20 protein-coding genes are annotated in these 23,723 nt (G+C 61.7%); 12 read left to right on the top strand and 8 right to left on the bottom strand.

Annotated elements, in window-relative coordinates; translation table 11 throughout:
• Window positions 1–86 precede the first annotated feature (86 nt).
• Window positions 87–623, top strand: coding sequence for a hypothetical protein (locus tag AB8B31_RS16955; protein WP_028733249.1), 537 nt, complete (start codon window positions 87–89; stop codon window positions 621–623).
• On the opposite strand, the gene AB8B31_RS16950 is transcribed toward AB8B31_RS16955, so the two are convergent.
• The gene (locus AB8B31_RS16950; protein WP_028733250.1) at window positions 620–1,390 is read right to left on the bottom strand and encodes a TIM barrel protein; all 771 of its coding nucleotides are present in this window, start codon (window positions 1,388–1,390) and stop codon (window positions 620–622) included. The two genes, AB8B31_RS16955 and AB8B31_RS16950, sit on opposite strands and share 4 nt — an antisense overlap.
• A 143-nt stretch (window positions 1,391–1,533) precedes the next feature.
• On the opposite strand from AB8B31_RS16950, the gene AB8B31_RS16945 reads away from it, so the two are divergent.
• Both AB8B31_RS16945 and AB8B31_RS16940 read left to right on the top strand, forming a co-directional pair.
• Window positions 1,534–2,322 carry an SDR family NAD(P)-dependent oxidoreductase gene (locus AB8B31_RS16945; RefSeq protein ID WP_028733251.1) on the top strand — a complete coding sequence of 263 codons (789 nt, stop codon included), beginning with the start codon at window positions 1,534–1,536 and terminating at the stop codon, window positions 2,320–2,322.
• 176 nt (window positions 2,323–2,498) lie between these two features.
• The gene (locus AB8B31_RS16940) at window positions 2,499–2,963 is read left to right on the top strand and encodes an RrF2 family transcriptional regulator (protein ID WP_026188508.1); all 465 of its coding nucleotides are present in this window, start codon (window positions 2,499–2,501) and stop codon (window positions 2,961–2,963) included.
• Here AB8B31_RS16940 and AB8B31_RS16935 read toward each other — a convergent pair whose 3' ends face one another.
• A complete protein-coding gene (locus tag AB8B31_RS16935; protein ID WP_028733252.1) occupies window positions 2,964–4,091 on the bottom strand; it encodes a monooxygenase in 1,128 nt (375 codons plus the stop codon). It lies immediately after the preceding gene.
• A gap of 164 nt (window positions 4,092–4,255) precedes the next feature.
• Between AB8B31_RS16935 and AB8B31_RS16930 the strand changes: the two genes are divergently transcribed.
• On the top strand, window positions 4,256–5,032 hold the full coding sequence (locus AB8B31_RS16930) for a metallophosphoesterase family protein (protein ID WP_018446912.1): 777 nt from the start codon (window positions 4,256–4,258) through the stop codon (window positions 5,030–5,032).
• A 30-nt stretch (window positions 5,033–5,062) separates the two neighbouring features.
• Here AB8B31_RS16930 and AB8B31_RS16925 read toward each other — a convergent pair whose 3' ends face one another.
• Together AB8B31_RS16925 and AB8B31_RS16920 are read right to left on the bottom strand one after the other, a co-directional pair.
• Window positions 5,063–8,251 carry an efflux RND transporter permease subunit gene (locus tag AB8B31_RS16925; RefSeq protein ID WP_028733253.1) on the bottom strand — a complete coding sequence of 1,063 codons (3,189 nt, stop codon included), beginning with the start codon at window positions 8,249–8,251 and terminating at the stop codon, window positions 5,063–5,065.
• A complete protein-coding gene (locus AB8B31_RS16920; RefSeq protein WP_130758913.1) occupies window positions 8,248–9,423 on the bottom strand; it encodes an efflux RND transporter periplasmic adaptor subunit in 1,176 nt (391 codons plus the stop codon). The genes AB8B31_RS16925 and AB8B31_RS16920 overlap by 4 nt, the downstream gene beginning before the upstream one ends.
• A gap of 523 nt (window positions 9,424–9,946) precedes the next feature.
• Between AB8B31_RS16920 and AB8B31_RS16915 the strand changes: the two genes are divergently transcribed.
• From AB8B31_RS16915 to AB8B31_RS16905, 3 genes are read left to right on the top strand one after another with little or no spacing between them, the layout of a single operon-like run.
• Window positions 9,947–10,411 (top strand): MarR family winged helix-turn-helix transcriptional regulator, encoded by a 465-nt coding sequence (locus AB8B31_RS16915; protein ID WP_003542422.1) that lies wholly within the window; start codon window positions 9,947–9,949, stop codon window positions 10,409–10,411.
• Window positions 10,404–11,627 carry an HlyD family secretion protein gene (locus AB8B31_RS16910; protein WP_018243337.1) on the top strand — a complete coding sequence of 408 codons (1,224 nt, stop codon included), beginning with the start codon at window positions 10,404–10,406 and terminating at the stop codon, window positions 11,625–11,627. Before AB8B31_RS16915 ends, AB8B31_RS16910 begins: the two co-directional genes overlap by 8 nt.
• A complete protein-coding gene (locus AB8B31_RS16905; RefSeq protein WP_018243336.1) occupies window positions 11,620–13,161 on the top strand; it encodes a DHA2 family efflux MFS transporter permease subunit in 1,542 nt (513 codons plus the stop codon). The genes AB8B31_RS16910 and AB8B31_RS16905 overlap by 8 nt, the downstream gene beginning before the upstream one ends.
• A gap of 60 nt (window positions 13,162–13,221) precedes the next feature.
• Here the strand turns inward: AB8B31_RS16905 and AB8B31_RS16900 are convergent, their stop codons facing one another.
• The 3 genes from AB8B31_RS16900 to AB8B31_RS16890 are packed head-to-tail and all read right to left on the bottom strand — an operon-like array spanning window position 13,222 to window position 15,155.
• Complete coding sequence (locus tag AB8B31_RS16900; RefSeq protein WP_130769038.1) at window positions 13,222–13,839, bottom strand: DNA-3-methyladenine glycosylase; 618 nt, start codon at window positions 13,837–13,839, stop codon at window positions 13,222–13,224.
• Window positions 13,840–13,892: 53 nt separating this feature from the next.
• A complete protein-coding gene (locus AB8B31_RS16895; RefSeq protein ID WP_012758722.1) occupies window positions 13,893–14,207 on the bottom strand; it encodes a hypothetical protein in 315 nt (104 codons plus the stop codon).
• A gap of 39 nt (window positions 14,208–14,246) precedes the next feature.
• Window positions 14,247–15,155 carry a LysR family transcriptional regulator gene (locus tag AB8B31_RS16890; protein WP_028733255.1) on the bottom strand — a complete coding sequence of 303 codons (909 nt, stop codon included), beginning with the start codon at window positions 15,153–15,155 and terminating at the stop codon, window positions 14,247–14,249.
• Between the two features lie 119 nt (window positions 15,156–15,274).
• On the opposite strand from AB8B31_RS16890, the gene AB8B31_RS16885 reads away from it, so the two are divergent.
• Together AB8B31_RS16885 and AB8B31_RS16880 are read left to right on the top strand one after the other, a co-directional pair.
• Window positions 15,275–16,018 (top strand): SDR family oxidoreductase, encoded by a 744-nt coding sequence (locus AB8B31_RS16885; RefSeq protein ID WP_028733256.1) that lies wholly within the window; start codon window positions 15,275–15,277, stop codon window positions 16,016–16,018.
• An 87-nt stretch (window positions 16,019–16,105) separates the two neighbouring features.
• Window positions 16,106–17,008, top strand: coding sequence for an SDR family oxidoreductase (locus tag AB8B31_RS16880; protein ID WP_018243331.1), 903 nt, complete (start codon window positions 16,106–16,108; stop codon window positions 17,006–17,008).
• A 265-nt stretch (window positions 17,009–17,273) separates the two neighbouring features.
• Here AB8B31_RS16880 and AB8B31_RS16875 read toward each other — a convergent pair whose 3' ends face one another.
• On the bottom strand, window positions 17,274–18,185 hold the full coding sequence (locus AB8B31_RS16875) for a LysR family transcriptional regulator (protein WP_018243330.1): 912 nt from the start codon (window positions 18,183–18,185) through the stop codon (window positions 17,274–17,276).
• 164 nt (window positions 18,186–18,349) lie between these two features.
• Between AB8B31_RS16875 and AB8B31_RS16870 the strand changes: the two genes are divergently transcribed.
• From AB8B31_RS16870 to AB8B31_RS16860, 3 genes are all read left to right on the top strand, one after another.
• On the top strand, window positions 18,350–19,162 hold the full coding sequence (locus AB8B31_RS16870) for an alpha/beta hydrolase fold domain-containing protein (protein ID WP_026188507.1): 813 nt from the start codon (window positions 18,350–18,352) through the stop codon (window positions 19,160–19,162).
• Window positions 19,163–19,208: 46 nt separating this feature from the next.
• Window positions 19,209–20,399, top strand: coding sequence for an efflux RND transporter periplasmic adaptor subunit (locus AB8B31_RS16865; RefSeq protein ID WP_018446904.1), 1,191 nt, complete (start codon window positions 19,209–19,211; stop codon window positions 20,397–20,399).
• Between the two features lie 118 nt (window positions 20,400–20,517).
• On the top strand, window positions 20,518–23,718 hold the full coding sequence (locus tag AB8B31_RS16860) for an efflux RND transporter permease subunit (protein WP_018446903.1): 3,201 nt from the start codon (window positions 20,518–20,520) through the stop codon (window positions 23,716–23,718).
• Window positions 23,719–23,723 lie beyond the last annotated feature (5 nt).

The following is a 23,723-nucleotide window of genomic DNA, read 5'->3' as shown; positions in this document are numbered from 1 at the left end:
GGCGGCCAAGCGGATTTGCCGCTGGGCTGTTGCACAATATCTCGGCGCCCCGATAGCTTCTATGCACAAAGGAAAGAACGGACCCGATGAGCCATCTCCCGCAGATCGATTACGACACCGCTTCGGAAGAGGTTCGTGCGGCGCATGACGAGGAAATCAGGCTGCGCGGACGGATGACCAACATGAAGCGCACGCTGCTGCATTCGCCGGCCGCCCATCGCATCTATGCCGAATGGTTCACGCTGCGCGCCGAACTCGACCCTGCGATTAACGACCGGGCGATCTGGATTTTCTCGCATGCGATCTCGAAGGCGTCGCAATCGAAAATCGCCATCACCTTCTTCCGCCGGGCGCTGATCAACAAGGGCTTCAATCCCGACGCGCTGGAGCTTTCCGACGAAGAAGTGCTGCTCGACGCCTTCGGCAAGGCGATCGTCGCCGATTCCAATGCCGTTCCCTCTGAACTCTGGGCAAAGCTGAAAGAGCGCTACGAGACCAAGGTTCTCGTTGATCTCGTCGCCTTCGCCGGCATCATGCTGGCCACCGCCGTCTTCAACAATGTCGTCGAGGTCGATTTCGATCCCGAGCTTGAAGCCTTCGCCGAAGGCGCCAGCTCAGCCTAACCGCCGAGCGATGCAATCGCGGCCTTGACTGCGCCCGCACCGGGCCTGGTCGGCCGGTATTCCAAACCGACGGCGCCGTCATAGCTGTTGGCGAAGATCCAGCCGAGGCGAGGAGCAAGGTCGATGCTGCCGGAACCCGGTTCGTTGCGGCCTGGGTGATCGGCGACATGGACGTGGATGATACTGTCGAGGCGGCCGTTCAGCACCTCTTCGGTACGTTCGTCCATCACGGCGGAATGGTAGATGTCGTAGACGATGCCGATCTCGGGGCGGGCGACGTCATCGATGATGTCGAGGCCCTCCCGGGTCGAATCGAGGAAGTAACCGACATGGTCGATGCGGATATTGAGCGGCTCGACGCCGAGGCGGACACCGCTGCCTTTGAGGATATCGGCGCCGGCTCTCAGCGTTTCGGTGAGTGCCCGGCGCTGTTCTTCGCGAGTCAAGCCCGGGAGATCGTCACCCGCCTGGGCGATCAGCACCGGCGCGCCAAGACGTTTCGCGACAGTGACGGATTCAGCCAGGCCTTTCAGCCAGGCCTGCCGGTTGGCGGCGTCGGTCAGCGCGATCATCGGTTCGGCGACGAGGCTGGTGACGGCAATGCCGGTTTCCTTCAGCGCTGCCTCGATCGCGTCCAGATCCTTGTCGGTCCAGCGCCAGAATTCGATCGCCGTCAGCCCGGCCGCATGGGCGCGGCGGATGCGATCGGGAAAGCTGTCGCCTTCTTCGGCAAACAGCCACTCTATGCAGGCTGAATAACGTCGCATGAAAACTCCTCCCAAGTGTTGATGCAGGCATGCGACAGATCGGCGCCTGCCGCAAGAGGTGTTCGGGGCGCTTGACGCCGGGATTCATTGGCGGAACACTCAGCACATCAGGCCGGAATCTCCGGCCGTTTGCGGAGGAAGACATGGATCTCGGATTGAAGGGAAAGACTGCCGTCATAACAGGTGCATCGGTCGGCATCGGGCTGGCGATCGCCGAGGGGCTGGCGGCTGAGGGCGCCAACCTCCTGCTGGCAGCGCGCGGCGGCGAACGGCTCGAGGCGGAAGCCGCCCGTATCGCCGAGACATACGGGGTCAGCGCCGCCGCTGTTGTCGCCGATGTGGCAACGGTTGCGGGAACCGAGGCGATTATAGCGGCGGCGGCCGAAAGAGGCGGCGCCGATATCCTCATCAACAATGCCGGCACCGGATCGAACGAGACGGTAATGGAGGCACCCGACGAGAAGTGGCAGACCTATTGGGACTTGCATGTGATGGCCGCCGTGCGGCTGGCGCGCGGCATCGCCCCGCAGATGAAGGAGCGCGGCGGCGGTGTGATCCTGCACAACGCCTCGATCTGTGCCGTTCAGCCGCTCTGGTACGAGCCGATCTACAATGTCAGCAAGTCGGCGCTGATGATGTTTTCGAAGACGCTCTCAACCGAACTCATCAAGGACAATATCCGTGTCAACTGCGTCAATGCCGGCCTGATCCTGACGCCCGACTGGATCAAGACCGCCAAACAATTGACGGCCGAAACCGGCGGCAACTGGGAAGGCTACCTGCAGAGCGTTGCCAATGAGCACGCCGCCTCCAAACGCTTCGGCACACCGGAGGAGCTGGCAAACGTCTTCGTCTTCCTGAGTTCGGAGCGCGCGAGCTATTGCATCGGCTCGACCTATTTCGTCGATGGCGGCATGCTGAAGACGATCTGACCGAGACTGCCGGCAGGGCGTGCGGCGGCCGGTCTTTCTCAGGGCTGCCGGGCGTTTCTGTGGACGTTGCCGATACAAGCTATAAATAATAGCTATTTTGTTGTATGTTCACGCTTTTGACGCTATTTGCCTGCTATTGGCAGGATAAATATTGCGATTTCTACAAGGCGACGACGATGCTGACGAAAAAGGGAAAATACGGGCTGAAGGCGCTGGTCGACCTGGCGCGGCTGGCGCCGGGCGAGACTGCCTTCATCAATGACATCGCCGCCCGCAACAATATCCCGAAGAAGTTTCTCGATACCATTCTGCTCGAACTGCGCAATGTCGGCATCCTGCGCTCGAAGAAGGGACCGGGCGGCGGCTATTCTTTGTCACGGCCGGCCTCCGAAATCCGCATCGGCCATGTCATCCGCACGCTCGACGGGCCGTTGGCGCCGATCCGCTGCGCCAGCCGTACGGCTTACGAGGCCTGCGACGACTGTGCCGATCCCGAGACCTGTCAGGTGCGGCGCTCGATGACCGATGTTCGTGACGCGATCGCCGCCATTCTCGACAATATGACCCTCGAGCAGTTCGTCGCCGACGGCGGCCGCATCGAAGGCGCCAAAGAACAATTCCCGATCTCCGCCGCCAGCTGATTAGGCGCCGCCGGCCTTCGATATATATTCGCCTGCGGTGTGCATCAACTTATCCCGCGGCAGCGATAGCGCGTGAATGCGGGCATTGCGCCAATGGCGGTCGAGATTGAGGCCGATGCCGGCCGAAGTTTCTCCTGCAAGTTCAAACAGCGCGTTTGCGGTGTCGAGCGCCGTTTCCCCGGCAAGGATTGCGGCGGCCGAGGCGGAAAAATGCGCGTCCGCCATCGCTGCCTCCATAGGATTGACCTGGGCAATGTCGAGTTTGCGGCCAGCCCGTTCCAAGGCTGCCGCCGTCGCTTCGATGCGGATGGCGCGCTCGCCGATCCGGGGGAGGATGGTCGCGCTGCGATCGCCAATCGCGGCCATCAGGTCGCTCCATGTGGCCCGCGCGATGCCCAGGCTGACGCCGGCCTTGAGCAGCAGGCCGAGCGAGATGCCGGTCGAATATCCGGAGGAGGGGGCAGGGGCAATCGCATCTGCATTGACGTGAAGCGTGCCGACGATCGCGGTCGCTGATCCATTGGTGCGCTGGCCGAAGCCGTCCCAATCGTCGACCACCTGCACGCCTTCATCATCGCGTGCGAGATAGAGCGTCACCGGGCGGCTGGGCGGGGCGGTGGCAGCAGCGGCGATCCAGTCGGCGAATAGAATACCGGGCGCCTGCCGCGTGCGCCCACTCAGGCGGTAGCCCGGACCTTCGGCGGTAAGCTCGGCCCCATCGGTGAAGGTGGCGGCCGAAAAGCGGTCGCCGAGCAGCACACGGGCAAACAGCGATGCCTTCAAATCCTCGGCAGCCTGGGTGCGGAGCGTTTCCAGTACGCAAAAGTGATTTTCCAGCGCCTCGCCGATCGACGAATCGCCCTCGGCGATGATTGCAACGATTTCGGCGAGCAGGGCGTTCGACACGTCGAGCCCTTCATGGTCAGGCGGTACGGCGATTGCCGTCAGCCCGGACACCGACAGCGCATCAAGCTCGGCAAAGGGCAGGATGCGGTTGATATCGCGCTCGCTCGCCTGACGCCGGAATGCGGCGGCGAGATCGCGGGCCGTGGATATTGCCTCCTCTTCGCTTTCGATGCGATGCGCGGGAGGCCTCAGGCTCTCATGAAACTGCGATACCGTTCCCATCGGTCACTCTTTTCTCTATGGATATAGGAGTGAGGGATTGCCCCTCGAATGATAAGGCCGGTTTTTCTACAAAACCCGTGTGCTTTGAATTTTCTTACCAGCTTGATTGCCCTGTTCTCCACGCTACTTACGGTGAAGTGGGGCTTCCTTATTCGAGAAATATGATGAGCGACTCTCGTGCTCGCAACAGCGAGGTTTCGAAAATGGCGCGCCAGCCGAGACCGCGTCTGACGCTGGATATTGCCGGTATCCCAACCTATGCGATCGGCGATATTCACGGTCGCTACGATCTGCTTGTGAAAGCCGAGGCGGCGATCCTGCGCGATGGCGGGCAGTTGCCCGGGCGTAAGCTGATCGTCACGCTCGGCGACTATATCGACCGCGGCCCGGAATCGTCACAGGTCATCGACCATCTCATGGAGCCACCGCCGGATGGATTCGACCGCATCTGCCTTGCCGGCAATCACGAAGTCGCCATGCTCGACTATATCGACGGCTGGATCTCCTATGACGATTGGATGCAGATGGGGTCAGCGGAGCTGCTCAAATCCTATGGCCTCGATCCGGAGCACCTGCCGCTGGTCTTCCCCACTGGCGCGAAGCTCGATGCCTTCATACGGCAGTCGCTGCCGCGTACGCATATCGATTTCATGCGGGCGATGCCTGTCCTGCTGGAAACCCCAAGCGTGATTTTCGTGCATGCCGGCATCAATCCGAAACTGCCGCTCGACAGGCAGACGGACGAGGATCTGGTCCTCATCCGCCAGCGGTTTCTCGAAAGCCGGGTGCCGCTACCAAAACTCGTCGTTCACGGCCATACGCCGAACGACGAACCCGATATACGGCCGAGGCGGCTCAATATCGATACGCGCGCCTACCGCAGCGGCAGACTGACCGTCGCCCGCTTGTGGCAGGGCAAGGTGCATCTGTTTTCGACCTGACTTCCGTTTCCTCAGCCGGGTGGGATCGTCTCAGACGACCCCTTCCTTGACCGGCTCTGTCTTCGCTGACTCTACAGTGGCCGGCCGCTTGCGGCGCCAGCCGCGCAGCACGACGTAGAAGACTGGCGTCAGGAACAGGCCGAAGATCGTCACACCGAGCATGCCCGAAAAGACGGCGGTACCGAGCGACTGGCGCATTTCGGCGCCGGGGCCGGTGGCGATGGCAAGCGGCAGAACACCGAAGATGAAGGCGAATGCCGTCATCAGGATCGGGCGCAGGCGAAGATGGCTGGCCTCGATAGCCGCCTCCACCGGCGACTTGCCCTCGTCTTCCGCTTGCCTGGCGAATTCGACGATCAGAATGGCGTTCTTGGCCGCAAGGCCGATCAGAACGATCAGGCCGATCTGCGTCAGGACATTGTTGTCCATTCCCCTCAGAGAGACCCCGATCAATGCCGCGAGCACCGCAAGCGGGACGATGAGAATGATCGCCAAGGGCAGAACCCAGCTTTCATATTGTGCCGCCAGCGCCAGGAAGACGAAGACGACGGACAGGGCAAAGATATAAATGGCGGTGTTGCCGGTGTGGGTCTCCTGATAGGCGAGTTCCGTCCATTCGAAGGTGGTCCCCTGCGGCAGGATCTTCGCCGCCAGCGCTTCCATCTTGGCGATGGCATCACCGGTCGACGTGCCCGGCGTTGGATTGCCCTGAAGCGGCACCGAGACGTACATGTTGTAGCGCTGGACAAGCGCCGGGCCGCTGGCATCCTGGATGTCCATCAAGGTTCCAAGCGGAACCAGCGCGCCGGTCGCCGACCGAACCTTCAGGGCGAGGATGTCTTCCCGGTCCATGCGGTATTGCCGATCGGCCTGGGCGCGAACCTGGTAGACGCGGCCGAACGCATTGAAATCGTTCACATAGGCGACGCCGAGATTGATGGAAAGGGCGTTGAAGATATTGGGGATCGGCACATTCAGGAAACGCGCCTTGTCGCGGTCGATCGCCAGGAAATATTGCGGGCTTGCATCGGAGAATGTCGTAAAGACGCCGGTCAGCCCCTCGGTCGTTGCCGCCGCACCCATCATCTGCCGGGCGAGGCCGAGCACGCGCGTCATGTCGGCGTTCTCGAGATCGGAAATCTGCATCTTGAAGCCGCCGGAATTGCCGACGCCACGCACGGATGGCGGCGGGATGGCAATGATGAAGGCTTCCTGGATGCTTTGCAGCTTTCCGTAAAGCTCGCCGATGATCTTGTTGGCATTCTCCCCGCCTTCTTCACGTTCGGCAAAGGATTTGAACGGGACGAAGACGACGCCGGCATTCGAGGCATTGGTGAACGTCGCCCCGCTGAAGCCGGCAAATTGCACGGCATTGCCGACGCCGGGCACGGTGCGGGCGATATCGCCCACCTGTTTGACGACGGCATCGGTACGCGCGAGCGAGGCGCCGTCCGGTAGCTGTATGACGATGATGGCGTAACCCTGGTCCATGGTCGGGATAAAGCCCGCGGGAACTTTCGTGCCCATATACCAGGTCGCTCCGAGCAGGCAGGCGAAGGTGACCATCGCGGCTGTCAACCCAATCCAGCTGCTGACCAGATGCCGAACGGTCCATGAATAGCCGGAACTCAGCCGATCGAATCCATGGTTGAAGCCGTTTGCAAGCCCCCTTCCCACACGGGATGCGACATTCATGCGTTTGGTTTCATGGTCATGGGTTTTCAGCAATATGCCTGCGAGCGCGGGCGACAGTGTGAGCGAATTCAATGCGGAAATTGCAGTGGTGACGGAGATGGTGACCGCGAACTGCCTGTAGAACTGGCCAGAGATGCCTGGAATGAAGGCTGTCGGCACGAACACGGCGATCAGCACCAGCGAGATGGCGACGACGGCGGTTCCGACTTCGTCCATCGTGACGTGAGACGCCTGCTTCGGCGTCATGCCGCGTGCCAGATTGCGCTCGACGTTTTCCACCACCACGATCGCGTCATCGACTACGATACCGATCGCCAGTACGAGACCGAACAGGGTGAGCATGTTGAGCGAGAAGCCAAAGGCGAGCAGGACGGCGAAGGTGCCGATCAGCGATACCGGGATGGCAATGATCGGAATGATCGCGGTTCGCCAGGATTGCAGGAAGACAAGAACGACGATTGCCACCAGGATGGCCGCTTCTGCAATGGTTCTATAGACCTCGGTGATCGAATCCGAGATGAATTCGGTCGTGTCGTAGACGATACGATATTCCAGACCCGGCGGGAAATTCTGGGATATGTCCTTCATGAGCGTCTGGACTTGATGGGCCGTGTCCAGGGCGTTGGTTCCCGGCCGGGCGAAGATGCCGAGAGCAACTGCGGGATCGTTGTTGAGATAACTGTTGGTGACGTAATCCTGTGCGCCGAGTTCGATCCGGGCGACATCCTGCAACTGCACGAGCCGCCCCGATGTCGTCGATTTCACAATGACATATCGGAACTCGCGCACGTCGGAGAAGCGGCCATCCGTTCGCACCGTATATTCGAATGCATTCTTGCCGGTGACGGGTGGGGCACCGATCTTGCCGCCTGATACCTGGACGTTCTGATCTCTCAACGCGGAGACGACGTCATCGGATGTCATCCCGTAAGCGGAGAGCTTTTCCGGATCCAGCCAGATTCGCATCGAATACTGGCGCTCGCCAAAGATCTGCACGTCGCCGACGCCGTCAAGGCGCACGAGAACGTCGCGGATGCGGTTGCGGGCGTAGTTCGAGACGTAAAGCTGGTCATAGCGGTGCGATGGCGAAAGCAGGTGGACCACCATCATCAGATCCGGCGAGCTTTTGTCGGTGGTCACGCCAAGCCGCTGGACTTCCTCGGGAAGACGGGGAAGGGCGATGGAAACGCGGTTCTGGACGAGCACCTGGACCTTGTCCAGATCGGTGCCGAGCTTGAAGGTGATCGTCAGCGACATGGCGCCGTCAGCGCTGGAGTAAGAAGACATATAAAGCATGTCTTCGACGCCGTTGATCTGTTGTTCGAGCGGCGTCGAAACGGTATCGGCGATCGTCTGCGGGTCGGCACCCGGATAGGAGGTGCGCACGACGATGGTCGGCGGCGCTATCTCCGGATACTGCGATACCGGCAATTGCGTATAGGCAATGCCGCCGACGACGAGAAGAAGGATCGAGATCACGGCCGCAAAGATCGGCCGGTCCACGAAAAAATGAGCAAATCTCATTGTCCGCTCTCCGCGCCGGCGGTTTCGGGCGCAGTGTCCTGCCGCTCCTGCGGCAGTTCGGTCATCTGAGGCGTGATCTTTGCACCCGGCCGGGCGCGCATCAGGCCGTTGACGATGATCGTCTCGGTGCCGTCAAGGCCCTCGCGTATGACACGGTAGCCGTAGAGCCGCGGTCCGGGTCTCACCGGCTTGGTCGAAACCGTGCCGTCTGTCCCGACGATATAAACGACGCGCTCATTCTGGTCCGAGCCGATGGCCTCGTCGGGGACGAGGATGGCCTGGTAAGTGTTGGAGGCTTCGACCTGTATGCGACCGAAAAGGCCGGGCTGGAGGACGAGATCTGGGTTGGGGAAGCGGGCACGGAGACGAATGGTGCCACTCTCATTGTCGACCCGGTTCTCGGCGAAATCGAGCTTTCCCTTGAATGGTTTGGCACTGGGATCCGAGATCGTCACGGATACATCCAGTCCGCCGCCGCCCTGCTGGAGATCCTTGCCCAGTTTGCGCGCCGTGTCGGCGAAATTCAGCAGGCGGCGCTCATCGACGTCGAAATAGAAATCGATCGGGTCGAGCGAAACGATCGTCGTCAACACAGTCTGGTCGGTCTGCACGAGGTTGCCGGCCGAGATCAGCCGGCGGTCGATGCGGCCGCTGAGCGGCGCCTTGATCTCGGTATATTCCATGTCGAGAGAGGCGCGATCGGCTGCGGCCTGCGCGCCGCGGACATTGGCCTCGGCCGAATCGAATTCCCGGCGGCGATCATCCAGCGTCTGCGCCGACTGGCTGCCGCTCGCAGCAAGCGACTGCGCGCGTTTATATTGCGCATCGGCAAAGACCAGGGCCGATTGCGACGATTCGAGTGTCGCTTTTGCCTGATTGAGCGCGGTTACGAACGGCCGCTGATCGATAACGAAGAGCAGGTCGCCCTGCTTGACCAATGCGCCGTCCTGGAAATGGATTTCCTGCAGGTAACCACCGACGCGCGAGCGAACGGAGACTTCGTCGACCGGCTCGAAACGGCCGATGAACTCGTCGCTGTCGACGACATCGCGAACGACCGGCTTGGCGACGGTGACGGGCGGGGGCGGTGGGGCGCTCTGGGCCAGCGCGGGGAGAGGCATGAATGCGGCAATATAGCCAAGCACCACCATCTGTCGAAGCGCGTAAGTCATACCGGTCCTCCAATCTCGACGGCCGATTCACTGCCGCCAACCTCAAGATGAAGTGATGCTGTTCAGGTCTTGCTGCTTTGAACGAGGGCCTCTGCCCCCATGATTCCCCCGGCGTTCAATCCCTTGGAAAAGGAAGGCCGGCACGCAATGCACATCAGAAAAATCGTAACCCTATGGAATTGGACTATAAACGGCAGCGGCGAAAAATTGCAAATGCCAATTGGTAACGATTCCGCAATCCATCAAAACGTTACAGGGGGCATCAGCTCTCGACGATCTCGTCTCTGCCGGGTGGCAGAGCGGCGAGTTCGGCCCAGTCGAGCTCCTGAGAAATTCAAAGATATCGATCTCGTCGGCGCGGCGCATCGGACGGCGAAAGGGAGGAGCCACAGGATATGCTTGACCGGTCTGCGGCATTTTAGCCGCTGCCGTTGAATCTGCCGTCCATGCCCTTGTGCGACGCGCATGCTCAATATATCTACCGATATTATAAGTATGCTTATAAATAACGGCACAGGTTTTCATGAACGCCACTCCCACCCTCGGTTTCCTTCTCCACGACGTCGCACGGCTGCTGCGCAAGCGGTTCGAGCAGCGCGCGAAGTGCCTTGGGCTGACCCGGTCGCAATGGCAGACGCTTGCCTATCTCTCGAATAACGAAGGCATCCATCAAGGTGGCCTTGCCGAAATCCTCGAAGTCGAGCCGATCACGCTGGTGCGCATTCTCGACAAGCTCGCCGAACGCGGGCTGATCGAGCGCCGCCAGCACCCGACCGACCGACGCATCTGGCTTCTCTACATGCGCGACGAGGCGCACCCGCTGCTCGCCGAAATGCGCGAGCTCGGCGACACCACCCGTGCGGAAGCGTTGCAAGGCGTCTCGGCCGAGCAGCGCGAGCAGCTTTTCCACATCCTATCCGTAATGAAGACGAACCTGGTTCAGGCATGCCGGAGCCCGGTTGACGAGAATGAGACGAACGATGGCTGATCAATCCCCCCTCCGCGTCGTTGCCGACGCCAGTGCCAAGAACCCTGTCGAAGAAAACCAAGAGAAACAGCAGGAAACGGTAGCCGAAGCGCCTTCATCCAATTCAGCGCCGGCTGCCGCCGTGGCTGCGCCTGGCGGCAACAAGGTCCGCCGCCGGCGCAGTCTCACGCGGCCGATCCTGTTTGCCTTGCTGCCGGTGGCGCTCGTCGTCGGCGGTTATTATTACGTCAATGGCGGCCAGGTGATGTCGACGGACAACGCCTATATCCAGGCCGACATGGTCGGGCTTACCACCGATGTCTCGGGTATCGTCGACCAGATCAACGTGCATGAGAACGAGGCCGTCAAGGCGGGGCAGGTGCTCTTCAGCCTGCGGTCGGATTCTTTCAAGATTGCGCTCGATGGCGCCAAGGCGCAGCTCGGCGCGCAGCGCAACCAGATCATGAATCTCAAGGCCAGCTATCAGCAGTCGCTTGCCGAGATCACCCAGGCGCAAGCCGACCTGCCCTATTATCAGGATCAGTTTGACCGGCAGCAAAACCTCGTCAACAACGGCAGCGCGACGCAGTCGGCCTATGACGAAGCCAAGCACAATCTGGAAGCCGCGCAGCAGAAGGTTGCCGTCGCCAAGGCGGAAGCCGCAACGACACTCGCCCAGCTCGGCGGCAATGCCGACCAGCCGGTCGAGGAAAACCCGCTCTACCTGCAGGCCAAGTCGCAGGTCGACAATGCCCAGCGCGAACTCGACCACAGCGTCGTCAAGGCGCCATTCGACGGCATCGTCACCAATGTCAACGCGCTGCAGGTCGGTTCCTACCTGCAGGCTTCGCAGCAGGCCTTCTCACTTGTTGCCACCGACCATTTGTGGATCGCCGCCAGCCCGAAGGAAACTGAACTCACCTACGTCAAGCCCGGCCAGACGGCCGAGATCTATATCGACACCTATCCCGGCGTGACATGGAAGGGCAAGGTTGAGAGCATCAGCCCGGCCTCCGGCTCCAGCTTCTCGCTGCTGCCGGCGCAAAACACTACGGGCAACTGGGTGAAGGTCGTCCAGCGCATTCCGATGCGCGTCAGCATCGAGGACACCGAGGGCAAGCCGCCGCTGCGCGTCGGCATGAGCACGGTGGTCGATGTCGAGACCGGCCATGCCCGCGGCCTGCCTGATTTCGTCAACAAGCTTCTGGGTCGGCCTCAGGGCAAGGATCATGAGTAACGCTTCTGCTTCTCCGGCGACGCCGATTGCCAATCGCGGTGCGATCACGGCTTGCGTCATTCTCGCCGTCATCATGCAGGCGCTGGACACGACGATCGCCAACGTCGCGCTGCCCTATATCCAGGGCAGCGTGTCGGCCTCTGCCGACCAGATCAACTGGGTGCTGACTTCCTATATCGTCGCGGCGGCAATCATGACGCCGCCGTCGGGCTTCCTCGCCGCCAAGTTCGGCCGCAAACGCGTGCTGCTCGTCGCCATCGCCGGCTTCGTTGCGGCCTCCGTTCTCTGCGGCCTGGCGCAATCGCTGAACCAGATCGTCGCCTTCCGCCTGCTGCAGGGCCTGTTCGGGGCATCGCTGGTGCCGCTTTCCCAGGGCATCCTCCTCGACATCTATACGGTCGAGGAGCGCGGCTCGGCCATGGCCCTTTTCGGCGTCTCGGTCATGGTCGGGCCGGTGCTTGGGCCCGTCATCGGCGGCTGGCTGACCGACAATATCAGCTGGCGCTGGGTATTTTATATCAACGTGCCGATCGGCGCGCTCGCCTTCATGGGCATCGTCGTCTTCGTCACCGAGACCAAGAGGGATCTGCTCGCCAAACTGGACTGGTTCGGCTTCGGGATGATGAGCCTCGGTATTGCCGCGCTGCAGCTCTTTCTCGACCGCGGCGAGCAGCTCGACTGGTTCTCCTCGGGCGAGATCGTCGTCGAGGCGCTGATTTGCGCTGCCGCCTTCTATCTGCTGGTCGTGCATACGCTGACCGCGGAGAAATCCTTCGTGAACCCGAAGCTGTTCCTCGACCAGAACTTCTCGATCAGCATGATCTTCATCTTTGTGATCGGCATTACCTATCTCGCCTCACTGGCGCTGATGACGCCCTATCTGCAGACGCTGATGGGCTATCCCGTCATCACCGCCGGCATCGTCATGGGGCCGCGCGGGCTCGGCACCATGCTCTGCATGTTCATCGTCGGGCGGCTGGTCGGCAAGGTCGATACGCGCGCGTTGCTGGCGCTCGGCTTGGGGCTCACCGCATGGGCGATGTATGACATGACCGGCTGGACACCCGACGTCTCGCAATGGACGATCGTCTCGGTCGGCTTCATCCAGGGCGCCGGTCTCGGCTTTCTGTTCGTGCCGCTGACTACGATCGCTTTTTCCACGCTGCCCGCCCATATGCGCGGCGACGGCACCGGTCTCTACAACTTGTCGCGAAACATCGGCTCGGCGGTCGGCATCTCGATCGTCTCGGCGCTGATCGTCGAGAACACGCAGAGCAATCATGAATCGATCGCGGCCTATGTGACGCCGTTCAATCACGCTTTCAATGCGGTGGCTGCGCAGGGGCTCAGCCCGGTGACTGCGGCCGGCCGCGCCTCGCTCAACGAGGTCATCACGCTGCAAGCGACGATCATTGCCTATATGGACGATTTCAAGCTGCTGATGCTGATGTCGCTTGCAGTCATCCCGCTGGTGCTATTGCTACGCAAACCGAAGGCAGCACCTGCCGTCGACCACAGCGCCGTGATGGAATGAACTCCAGGCGTTGCCGCAATTCCGGACGGAAAACTGCGTCGCGCTTTTCGGCATCATGCTCTAGCGGAACGGCTTGCTGAGATAACGCGATCCCTGAATGCCGAAGCGCCATAGTGCTTCGGCATTTTTGGTGATGCCGATGCGTTTTCCCGAGACGATCGGCACCGGTGCGGACGGCGTGATCGCATAGGGCGGGCGATCGAGCAGCCTGTCATTGATCTCGATATCGATGCCGAGTGCCTGGCAGAGCTTGCCGGGACCACTGCAGAGCGACGTCAGCATATCGGTGCCGCGCCGCTCGATCATCACAGGAATTCCCGTTTCCGGCTCCAGGGCGCGGATGAGTGCAGCCGAACCCGGATGGCAGACGAAATTCAGGCACCAGTACATGCCGTAGATACGGTAAATATAGACGTTGCCCGGCTTGCCATACATGGCGCCGTTGCGCTTGGTCAGGCCGCGGAAGCTGTGCGAGGCCTCGTCATCGGGGAAATAAGCTTCGGTCTCGGTGATGCGTCCGCCGACGCCATCCACGGTCAGATGGCAGCCGAGCAGGTCGCGAGAGACGGTGATCGCATCGCGCTCGAAAAACTTCCTGAGGCTTTCGCCGGTGAGCGTGCCGGTGCCGATCGCACCTGATATCGTTCCACCATCGGTCATATCAGACGCAGATAACATTCAACGCGCTTATCGTCATCCCAAAACCGTTTCATCCGTTTGCGCGACAGGGATCAGCGGCCGGCGTTCGGATCGCGCATCGGGATCGAGGATGATGTGACCGAGACCGGGTCGCTCGCCGGGAAGGAGTCTTCCAGACCCTCCTCCAGCTCTTCCTCGAGCAAAGCGGGGTCCTTGCTGCGCGCGCCGTCGCCATGGGCAGGTTCGATCGCTGCGGCAAGCAGGGCCTTGGCACGCAAGACGGCGTTTTCCGACGTCAGCTCAGGCGTGCTGCGCAGCGTCACGGCAATGCTGTCTTCGCCTTCGCCGCCGAATTCGACGACGAAGCCGTCTTCCGTCTGGTAGACGGTGATATCGTTGAGTGCCATGGCCGTTCTCCGTGGGCGCTCATATTAGCAAGGCGCATTTTAGTGAAGCGCGTTTTCGGAATTTTGTCGAGCGAAGACCTTTACCAGCCAGTCGATGAAGACGCGCACGCGCGGCGAAAGCTGGCGGTTACGGGGGTAGAGCAGGGAAACCGGCGTCGGGGTCAGCGGAAAATCCTGCAGCACGCGGACCAGCGTGCCCGCGGCAAGGTCCTTTTCGGCGTGATAGCGCGGAATCTGGATCATGCCGAGGCCCATCCTCGCCGCTGAAATATAGCTTTCGGCGGCGTTGACCGCGACGGTGGCGGGAATGGAGATGTCACGCACCCTGCCGTCGACGATGAATTCGAGCGGCAACAGGCTGCCGGTGCTGCTGGAGCGGAAGCCAACCATGCGATGGCCGTCAAGCCGGTCAGGGTGCTGCGGCAGGCCATGGGTGGCGATATATTCAGGAGAGGCGAGTGTCACCTCATCGAGCATGGCAACGCGCCGGGCGACCATGTCGCTGTCTTGCGGCGTGCCGACGCGCAGCACGCAATCGATGCCTTCGCGCACCAGATCGACCAGCCGGTCGCCCTCGCTCATGTAGAATTCGATCTCGGGATAGGTCTCTAGAAAAGACGGCAGGCTCGGCAGCACGAAATGCCGGGCGAGCGTGCCGTGCACATCGACGCGCAGCAGGCCCTTCGGCTTGGCGCCGGCGAAAGCGCCTTCGGCATCTTCGATATCGGCAAGGATCGACAGGCAGCGCTGGTAATAGGCTTCGCCGTCGAGCGTCGGGCTGACATGGCGTGTCGTGCGCTGGAGCAGACGCACGCCGAGGCGGGCTTCGAGCTGCTTTATCGCATCGGTGACGGTCGAGCGCGGCAGGCCGGTGTCTTCGGCAGCAAGCGTGAAGCTGCGGCGTTCCACGACGCGGCAAAACACGCGCATGGCATCAAATCTGTCCATCTTTTTGTTCGCAATTCCCGGATAGTGATGCCGAAGAATGCATGATTATCCGCATAATGAACAGGTGCATCTTCTCCTCATTGAAAACGCGCTGCGGCACAGGATGAAGGAGAAGGACAATGGCTTCCAAAGAAAACGACAAGGTGGCACTGGTCACCGGTGCTTCCCGCGGCATTGGAGCGGCAGTCGCCCGACGCCTCGCCAAGGACGGTTTCACCGTCGTCATCAACTATTCCGGCAATGCCGCTCCGGCCGAGGAATTGGTCCAGGAGATCGAGCAGGCCGGCGGCAAGGCGCTGACGGCGAAAGCCGATGTCAGCGACGCCGAAGCCGTCCGCCGCATGTTCGATGCCGCGGAAGCCGCTTTCGGCGGCGTCGACGTGCTTATCAACAATGCCGGCATCATGATGCTCTCTTCGCTTGCCGAGGCCGATGACGCCAATTTCGATCGGCAGATCGGCGTCAATCTGAAGGGCACCTTCAATACGCTGCGGGAAGCCGCCAAGCGGCTGCGTGACGGCGGCCGGGTCGTCAACTTCTCGACGTCGGTCGTCGGCCTGAAGCTCGAAACCTATGGCGTTTACGCTGCCACCAAGGCTGCCGTGGAAACATTGACGGCGATCATGGCCAAGGAGATGCGGGGCCGCAACATCACGGTCAACGCCATCGCACCTGGCCCTGTGGCCACCGACCTTTTCCTCAACGGCAAGTCGGACGAACTGATCGCCCGCATGGCGAAGATGAACCCGCTGGAACGCCTCGGCACACCGGAAGACATCGCCGCTGCGGTTGCCTTTCTTGCCGGTCCGGACGGCGGCTGGATCAACGGCCAGACGCTGCGCGCCAATGGCGGCGTGATCTGATGAAGGGCTGGCGGCTGTCTCGATGCCGCCGCCAACCTCAAGCTTCCACTTCAACCAACCCCAATCGAACCCAGAAGGAATAGGATCATGAGCAAGCAAGTCATCATCATCACCGGCGCTTCCAGCGGTTTCGGCGCTCTTACCGCCCGCGCCCTCGCGAAGGCCGGCCATACCGTCTATGCCGGCATGCGCGCCACGGAAGGCCGCAACGCTCCGGCCGTCGCCGATGCGGCTGAATTCGCCAGGGACAACAACGTCGATCTGCGCTCGGTCGAACTCGATGTCGCCTCCGACGCTTCGGTTGTATCAGGTATCGCCAGGATTATCGCCGATGCGGGCCGCCTCGATGTCATCATCCACAATGCCGGCCATATGTCCTTCGGCCCGGCCGAAGCCTTCACGCCGGAACAGTTCGCCGAGCTCTTCGACATCAACGTGCTCTCCACCCAGCGCGTCAACCGCGCGGCACTCCCCTATCTGCGCAAGCAGGGCAAGGGTCTGGTGGTCTGGGTATCGTCGTCGAGCAGCCGCGGCGGCACGCCTCCCTACCTCTCGCCCTATTTCGCCGCCAAAGCGGCGATGGATTCACTTGCCGTCTCCTATGCCGGCGAGCTTACCCGCTGGGGCATCGAGACCTCGATCATCGTGCCCGGCGCCTTCACCAAGGGCACCAACCATTTCGCCCATTCCGGTTCGCCGGATGATACCGCCCGCGCCGCCGAATATAATGAAGGACCCTACAACGGTGTGCCGGAACAGGCGCTGCAGGGCCTGGCAGCACTCGAACCGGCCGGCGCCGATGCCGGCACGGTAGCCGTCGCCATTGTCGATGTCGTCGGCAAGCCGTTCGGTACGAGGCCGTTCCGCGTCCATATCGATCCATCCGAGGACGGCGCGGAGATCGTCAACGGCGTCGCCGACCGTGTCCGGGCAGAATTGTTCCGCCGCATCGGCCTCGAGGACCTGCTGAAGCCGGCCGTCGGGAATTGAAATCCGGCCTGCCGCTGGCGCGGGAACATGAGCGCCAACCGGTCATCGCAATTATGTGAACGTGATTGCGGAATTTTTCCTTACAATCCTGCGGGGAGTGCGTATATCTGTTTTATCGCGAGAGAGTGGAATTCCCTGCCGCTCTCTCCCGACCTCCAAAGCCTGCCGCGCCCTTTCCACGGTGCGACAGGCTTGATGTTCAAAGTTGTACATTGCGGCCCGTCGAAGGTTTCCCCTGCCTTCCGGGCCGTATTTATCTTGGCGCTCAGACGTCGTTCAATCTCGCCTCGACCAGAAGCTTCACCAGCCAGTCGACGAAGACGCGCACCTTGTTGCTGAGATGGCGGTTCGGGGGGTAGACGACGTAAAGCGGCAGCGGATCGCGACGCCAATCCGGAAGCACGCGGACGAGTTCGCCCCTTGCCATCGGCTCGCGCGCCATGAAGATCGGCACCTGCGCGATGCCGAGGCCCGTCAACGCAGCTGTCAGATAGGTGCGGCTATCGTTGACCGAGGCGATGTAACGCGGACTGGTTTCGATCACCTCGTTGTGCCGGCGAAATTCGAAGGGCAGTGTCCGGTTGTTCTGGGCGCGGAAATAGTTGACGGAGTAATGATCAGCCTCCAGATCCTCGGGCCGCTCGGGCATGCCGAATTTCTGGATGTAGCTCGGCGCAGCACAGGTGATCATCTCGACTTCGGAGACGCGCCGCGCAATCAGCGACTGGTCGGCCGGCGTGCCGGCCCGTAGCGCGCAATCGACATTTTCCGCAAGATAATCGACCGTGCGGTCGCCGACACCGAGGTCGATACGGATGTCGGGATAACGCTGATAGAAATCGCAAAGAGCCGGAACGACGATCCAATCGGCGAAAGCGCCGGCCATCTCCACACGCAGCCGCCCGCTCGGCAGGCTCTGCGAATTGGAGAGGCTGCCATCAAGCTCTTCCAGTTCAGAAATAATCTGGGCGGCGCGTTCGTAATAAAGCGCACCGTCCGTGGTCACCATCACCCGGCGCGTGGTACGGTTCAAAAGCTTGGTGCGCAGATGCGCCTCCAGACCCTGGATGAGATTGGTCACCGTCGCCTTGGGCATGGCGAGCATGTCGGCGGCGCGGGTGAAATTGCCCGTCTCCACGACGCGAATGAAGACGCGCATTGCCGAGAGCTGATCCATCGGTTTCAAATCCGCAGTTTGCGTTGCACCATTGTTCGAAATCTGGAACAGTGTTATCGCGATATAGCTTCTTATTCCTTGGTTGGAATAACAATATCTTTTTTGTAGAAAATGCAAGCGGCAGGCGTTGTCTGCTTGTGGCCGATGCAAAAGAGACCGGAAGCATGACGGTGGAATGGAAAGATATGATGCTGGACAAGGTGGCCATCGGCCCCGTTTCCGCACGCATCTACCAGGGCGCCGATTACGGCAAGGGTCCGCCGATCGTGCTTTACCTGCATGGCGGCGCATTTCTGGACAGCGACAAGAATGTCGACCGGCCGGTAGCGATGAGTCTCGCCAAGGCCGGCGCGATCGTCGTTGCTGCCGATTACAGCAGCCTGTCCGGCAACATATTCCCGCAAGCGTTGGAAGTCTCCTTCTCCGTTTTCACCTATCTCGCCAACAAACGCGCCGGTCTTGGCGACCGCAAGTCGCTGCTTTTCGTCGCCGGCGAAGAAGCAGGCGGCAATGTTGCCGCCGGCGTGGCGCTGAAGGCGCGCGACCAGATGCCGGACGCGCTCGACGGCCAGGTCCTGATTTCGCCGCTGCTCGATCCCTTCATGGGCACGTCCTCGATCCGCAAGGCCGAAGCCATCGGCATGCGCCAACGCTGGACGGAGGGCTGGAGCCACTATCTGAGCGGCGGCGGTTGCCACCCTTATGCGGCGCCTTGCCTCTGTTCGCGTATTTCGGGCGTCGCGCCGGCGCTGATATTCACTGCGGAGGACGATCCTCTGCACGACGAGACAATTGGTTACGGTGCCCGCCTGAAACAGGCCGGCGTCGGTGTGCGTCAGCATGTCCTTCCCGCCGGGACGGGCTGGCCCTCGATTTATGGTGGGAAATCCGACGGAGCGCCGGACTGGCAGGAAAACGTCAGCCGCCATTTCGGAAGCTTCCTTCGGGACGTAAGCGTTCAACCGCAATTGCATTGAAGAAGACCTGATATTTCGGCGGCCTTGAGCCGCAAGGAGAGTACCGATGACGTCCAGAAAGAAGCGCTGGGCCCTTGTGGGCGCCGGCATAGGCCTTGTTGCGTCCGTTTCCGGCGCCGCATTGTTTTTCGAACTGCCGATGAGCACGACCGCCACGGCCGCCTCCGCCCCTGCACAGGCTCCCGCTGTGCCGGTGACGGTTGCCGTCGTTGCGGCGCGCGATGTGACGGCCTGGGAGAATTTCTCCGGCCGTCTGGAAGCCGTCGACCGTGTGCAGGTGCGTTCCCGTGTTGCCGGCGCCATCCTGTCGGTGGCTTTCCGCGAAGGGGCGTTGGTGAAGCAGGGCGACCTGCTCTTCACCATCGACCCGGCCCCCTACCAGGCGAGCGTGGCGCAGGCGCAAGGCCAGGTCGCTTCGGCCGAAGCCAAGGTCAGCCTGGCGCAGACCGAACTCGACCGCGGCCGCAGGCTTTCCGACAACCGCACCATCTCCCAGAGCGATCTCGATCAGCGCCAGAGTTCGCTGGCCGAGGCTCAGGCGGGGCTGCGTTCGGCGCAAGCTGCCCTGCAGTCGGCCCAGCTCGATCTCGATTATACTGAAGTGCGGGCTCCGGTTTCCGGCCGCATCGGCAAGATCGAGGTGACCGCCGGTAACCTCGTCGCGGCCGGTTCGACCTCGCCGGCGCTGACGACGCTCGTTTCTGTCGATCCGATCTATGCGAGCTTCAATGCCAGCGAAGAGATGGTGACGCGCGCGCTTGCCCAGCTTCCGCAGACGGATAGCGCCCTGCCTGCCGTCGAGCAGATCCCGGTCGAGGTCGGCACGCTGACCGACAGCGGCACGCCGATCAAGGGCAGGCTGCAACTGATCGACAACGAGGTCGATGCATCAAGCGGCACGATCGGCGTGCGCGCCGTCTTCGATAATCCGGGCGGGCGTCTCATCCCCGGCCAGTTCGTGCGGGTGCGCATGGGCCAGCCGAAGGCCGAGAACAAGATCGTCATCAGCGACCGTGCCGTCGGCACGGACCAGGACAAGAAGTTCGTCTTCGTCGTCGATGGTGAGAACAAGGTCGCCTATCGGCAGGTCCAGCTCGGCACGCTGGCCGACGGCCAGCGTGTAGTCGAAAGCGGCCTCAACGTCGGCGAAAAGATCGTCGTCAACGGTCTGCAGCGCATCCGTCCAGGTGCAGTCGTCGCACCTCAGATGGAAGAGAAGGTCGCGACCGCGCAGTAAAGACTTTGCCTTCCCCTCCGGGGGAAGGCCAATACCCGAAATGATATGACCCGCCGGCGGCTCCCAAACCGCCGGAGAGGGACGTTGCATCCATGTTCACCCCGGAGAGGGCTTTGATATGAACATCTCCAGATTCTTTGTCGACCGCCCGGTCTTTGCCGGCGTTCTTTCGGTCCTCATCCTGGTTGCCGGCCTGATCGGCCTGCGCGCGCTGCCGATTTCCGAATATCCGGAGGTCGTGCCGCCGTCGATCGTCGTGCGCGCCACCTATCCCGGCGCCAACCCGTCGGTCATCGCCGAAACGGTGGCAACGCCGCTCGAAGAGCAGATCAACGGCGTCGAAGGCATGCTCTACATGGCCAGCCAGGCGACATCGGACGGGGTGCTCAACGTCACCGTCACCTTCAAGCTCGGCACCGACCCTGACAAGGCACAGCAGCTCGTGCAGAACCGCGTTTCGCAGGCCGAACCGCGCCTGCCGGCGGAAGTCCGCGCGCTCGGCATCACGACAGTCAAGAGTTCGCCCAACTTCATCATGGTGGTAAACCTCGTCTCCGACGGGGACAATCACGACATCACCTATCTTCGCAACTACGCGACCTTGAACGTCAAGGATCGTCTCGCCCGCATTGCAGGCGTCGGTCAGGTACAGGTCTTCGGCGCCGGCGACTATTCCATGCGTGTCTGGATCGACCCTCAGAAGGCCGCCGAGCACAATCTTGCCGCCAGCGACATCAGCAGCGCGATCAGCTCCCAGAACATCCAGGCCGCCGCCGGTATCATCGGCGCGTCGCCGAGCCAGCCGGGCGTGGATCTGCAGCTCAACGTGAATGCCCAGGGCCGCCTGCGCACGCCTGAGGAATTTGGCAACATCATTGTCAAGACGGGCGCCAGTGGCGAGATCACCCGCCTTCGCGATGTCGCCCGCATCGAGCTCGGTGCTGCGGACTACACCCTGCGTTCGCTGCTCGACGGCAAGCCGGCCGTCGCCGTTGCTGTCCTGCAGGCGCCGGGTTCGAACGCGATCGAGATCGCGGACAATGTGAATGCGACCATGGATCAGTTGCAGCTCGCCATGCCTGAGGGCGTCAAATACGAGATCGTCTACGATACGACGAAATTCGTGCGGGCCTCGATCGAGAAGGTTATCGACACGCTGCTCGAGGCCATTGCGCTCGTCGTCCTCGTCGTCATCCTGTTCCTGCAGACGTGGCGCGCCTCGATCATCCCGCTGATCGCGGTTCCGGTGTCAATCATCGGCACCTTCGCAGTCATGTATGTCTTCGGCTTCTCGATCAACGCGCTCAGTCTGTTCGGCCTGGTGCTCGCGATCGGTATCGTCGTTGACGACGCGATCGTGGTGGTCGAAAACGTCGAGCGTAATATCGAACATGGCCTGTCGCCCCGGGCTGCCACCTACAAGGCGATGAAGGAAGTCTCCGGTCCGATCGTCGCGATCGCGCTGGTCCTCGTCGCGGTCTTCGTGCCGCTCGCTTTCATCTCCGGCCTGTCGGGTCAGTTTTATCGCCAGTTCGCGCTGACGATCGCAATCTCGACCGTCATCTCGGCCTTCAACTCGCTCACCCTGTCTCCGGCGTTGGCAGCCCTTCTCCTGAAGGGCCATGATCAGCCGAAGGACTGGCTGACGCGGTTCATGGACGCCATCTTCGGTTGGTTCTTCCGCGGTTTCAACCGTGTCTTCGGCGCGGGCTCGAATGCCTACGGCAAGGGCGTGGGTGGTCTCTTGTCGCGCAAGAGCATTGTCATGGTGATCTATCTGGCACTGGTCGGTGCGACCTACAGTCTGTTCAGCTCGGTTCCCGGCGGCTTCGTGCCGTCGCAGGACAAGCAGTATCTGATCGGCTTCGCCCAGTTGCCGGATGCCGCAAGCCTCGACCGCACGGAAGACGTCATCAAGCGCATGACCGACATCGCGCTGGCGCAGCCGGGTGTTGCCAATGCGATCGCCTTTCCGGGCCTGTCGATCAACGGCTTCACCAACTCCTCGAATGCCGGCATCGTCTTTGTGACGCTGAAGGACTTCGAGGAGCGCAAGACGCCAGATCTCTCGGGCGGCGCAATCGCCATGGCGCTGAACCAGAAGTTCGGCGTCATCCAGGATGCCTTCATCGCCATGTTCCCGCCGCCGCCGGTCAATGGTCTCGGCACGACGGGCGGCTTCAAGCTGCAGATCGAGGATCGTGCGGGCCTCGGCAACCAGGCGCTCGACGAGGCAACCAAGGCAGTGCTTGCAAAGGCTTACCAGACGCCTGAACTCGCCGGGCTGTTCTCCAGCTTCCAGATCAACGTGCCGCAGCTCTATGCCGATCTCGACCGCGCCAAGGCCGAGCAGCTTGGGGTTTCCGTCACCGACGTCTTCCAGACGCTGCAGATCTACCTCGGTTCGCTCTATGTGAACGACTTCAACGCTTTCGGCCGCACCTACAGCGTCCGCGTGCAGGCCGATGCGAAATTCCGCGCCCAGCCGGAAGATATCGGCCAGTTGAAGGTCCGCTCGGCATCGGGTGAGATGATCCCGCTTTCGGCCCTCCTGAAGGTGGAGCCGAGCACCGGTCCGGAGCGTGCGAACCGCTACAACGGCTTCCTCGCTGCCGACATCAACGGCGGTCCGGCACCGGGCTTCTCGTCCGGCCAGGCGCAGGCGGCAATCGAGAAGATCCTTCACGAGACCTTGCCTGCCGGCATCGACTTCGAATGGACGGATCTGACCTATCAGCAAATTCTCGCCGGCAATTCGAGCATCGTGGTCTTCCCCCTGGCGCTGCTGCTGGTCTTCCTGGTGCTGGCCGCCCAGTATGAAAGCCTGACGCTGCCGCTTGCGATCATCATGATCGTGCCGATGGGCGTGCTGGCCGCGCTGACCGGCGTCTGGCTCACCGGTGGAGACAACAACATCTTCACCCAGATCGGTCTCGTGGTGCTTGTCGGTCTATCAGCGAAGAACGCGATCCTTATCGTGGAATTCGCCCGCGAACTGGAGTTCGAGGGAAGAACACCGCGGGAGGCCGCGATCGAGGCCAGCCGCCTTCGCCTTCGCCCGATCCTCATGACCTCGCTCGCCTTCATCATGGGTGTCGTGCCGCTCGTCGTCTCTACAGGCGCCGGCGCGGAGATGCGCGCGGCCATGGGTGTCGCGGTCTTCTCGGGCATGATCGGCGTGACCTTCTTCGGCATCTTCATGACGCCTGTCTTCTACGTGCTGCTGCGGCGGCTGACGGGCAACCGTCCGCTCGTCCAGCACAAGCCGGACGAACACAAGGAAGAAGAGGCGGAGGTCATCCGGCTCGCGGCGGAATAAACGGA

Origin of the sequence: Rhizobium sp. 62_C5_N11_2, from assembly GCF_051811185.1 — a bacterium.
Lineage (GTDB): Bacteria > Pseudomonadota > Alphaproteobacteria > Rhizobiales > Rhizobiaceae > Rhizobium > Rhizobium leguminosarum.
The sequence above is the reverse complement of the archived record's forward strand: the minus strand, read 5'-3'. Positions and strand labels throughout refer to the sequence as shown.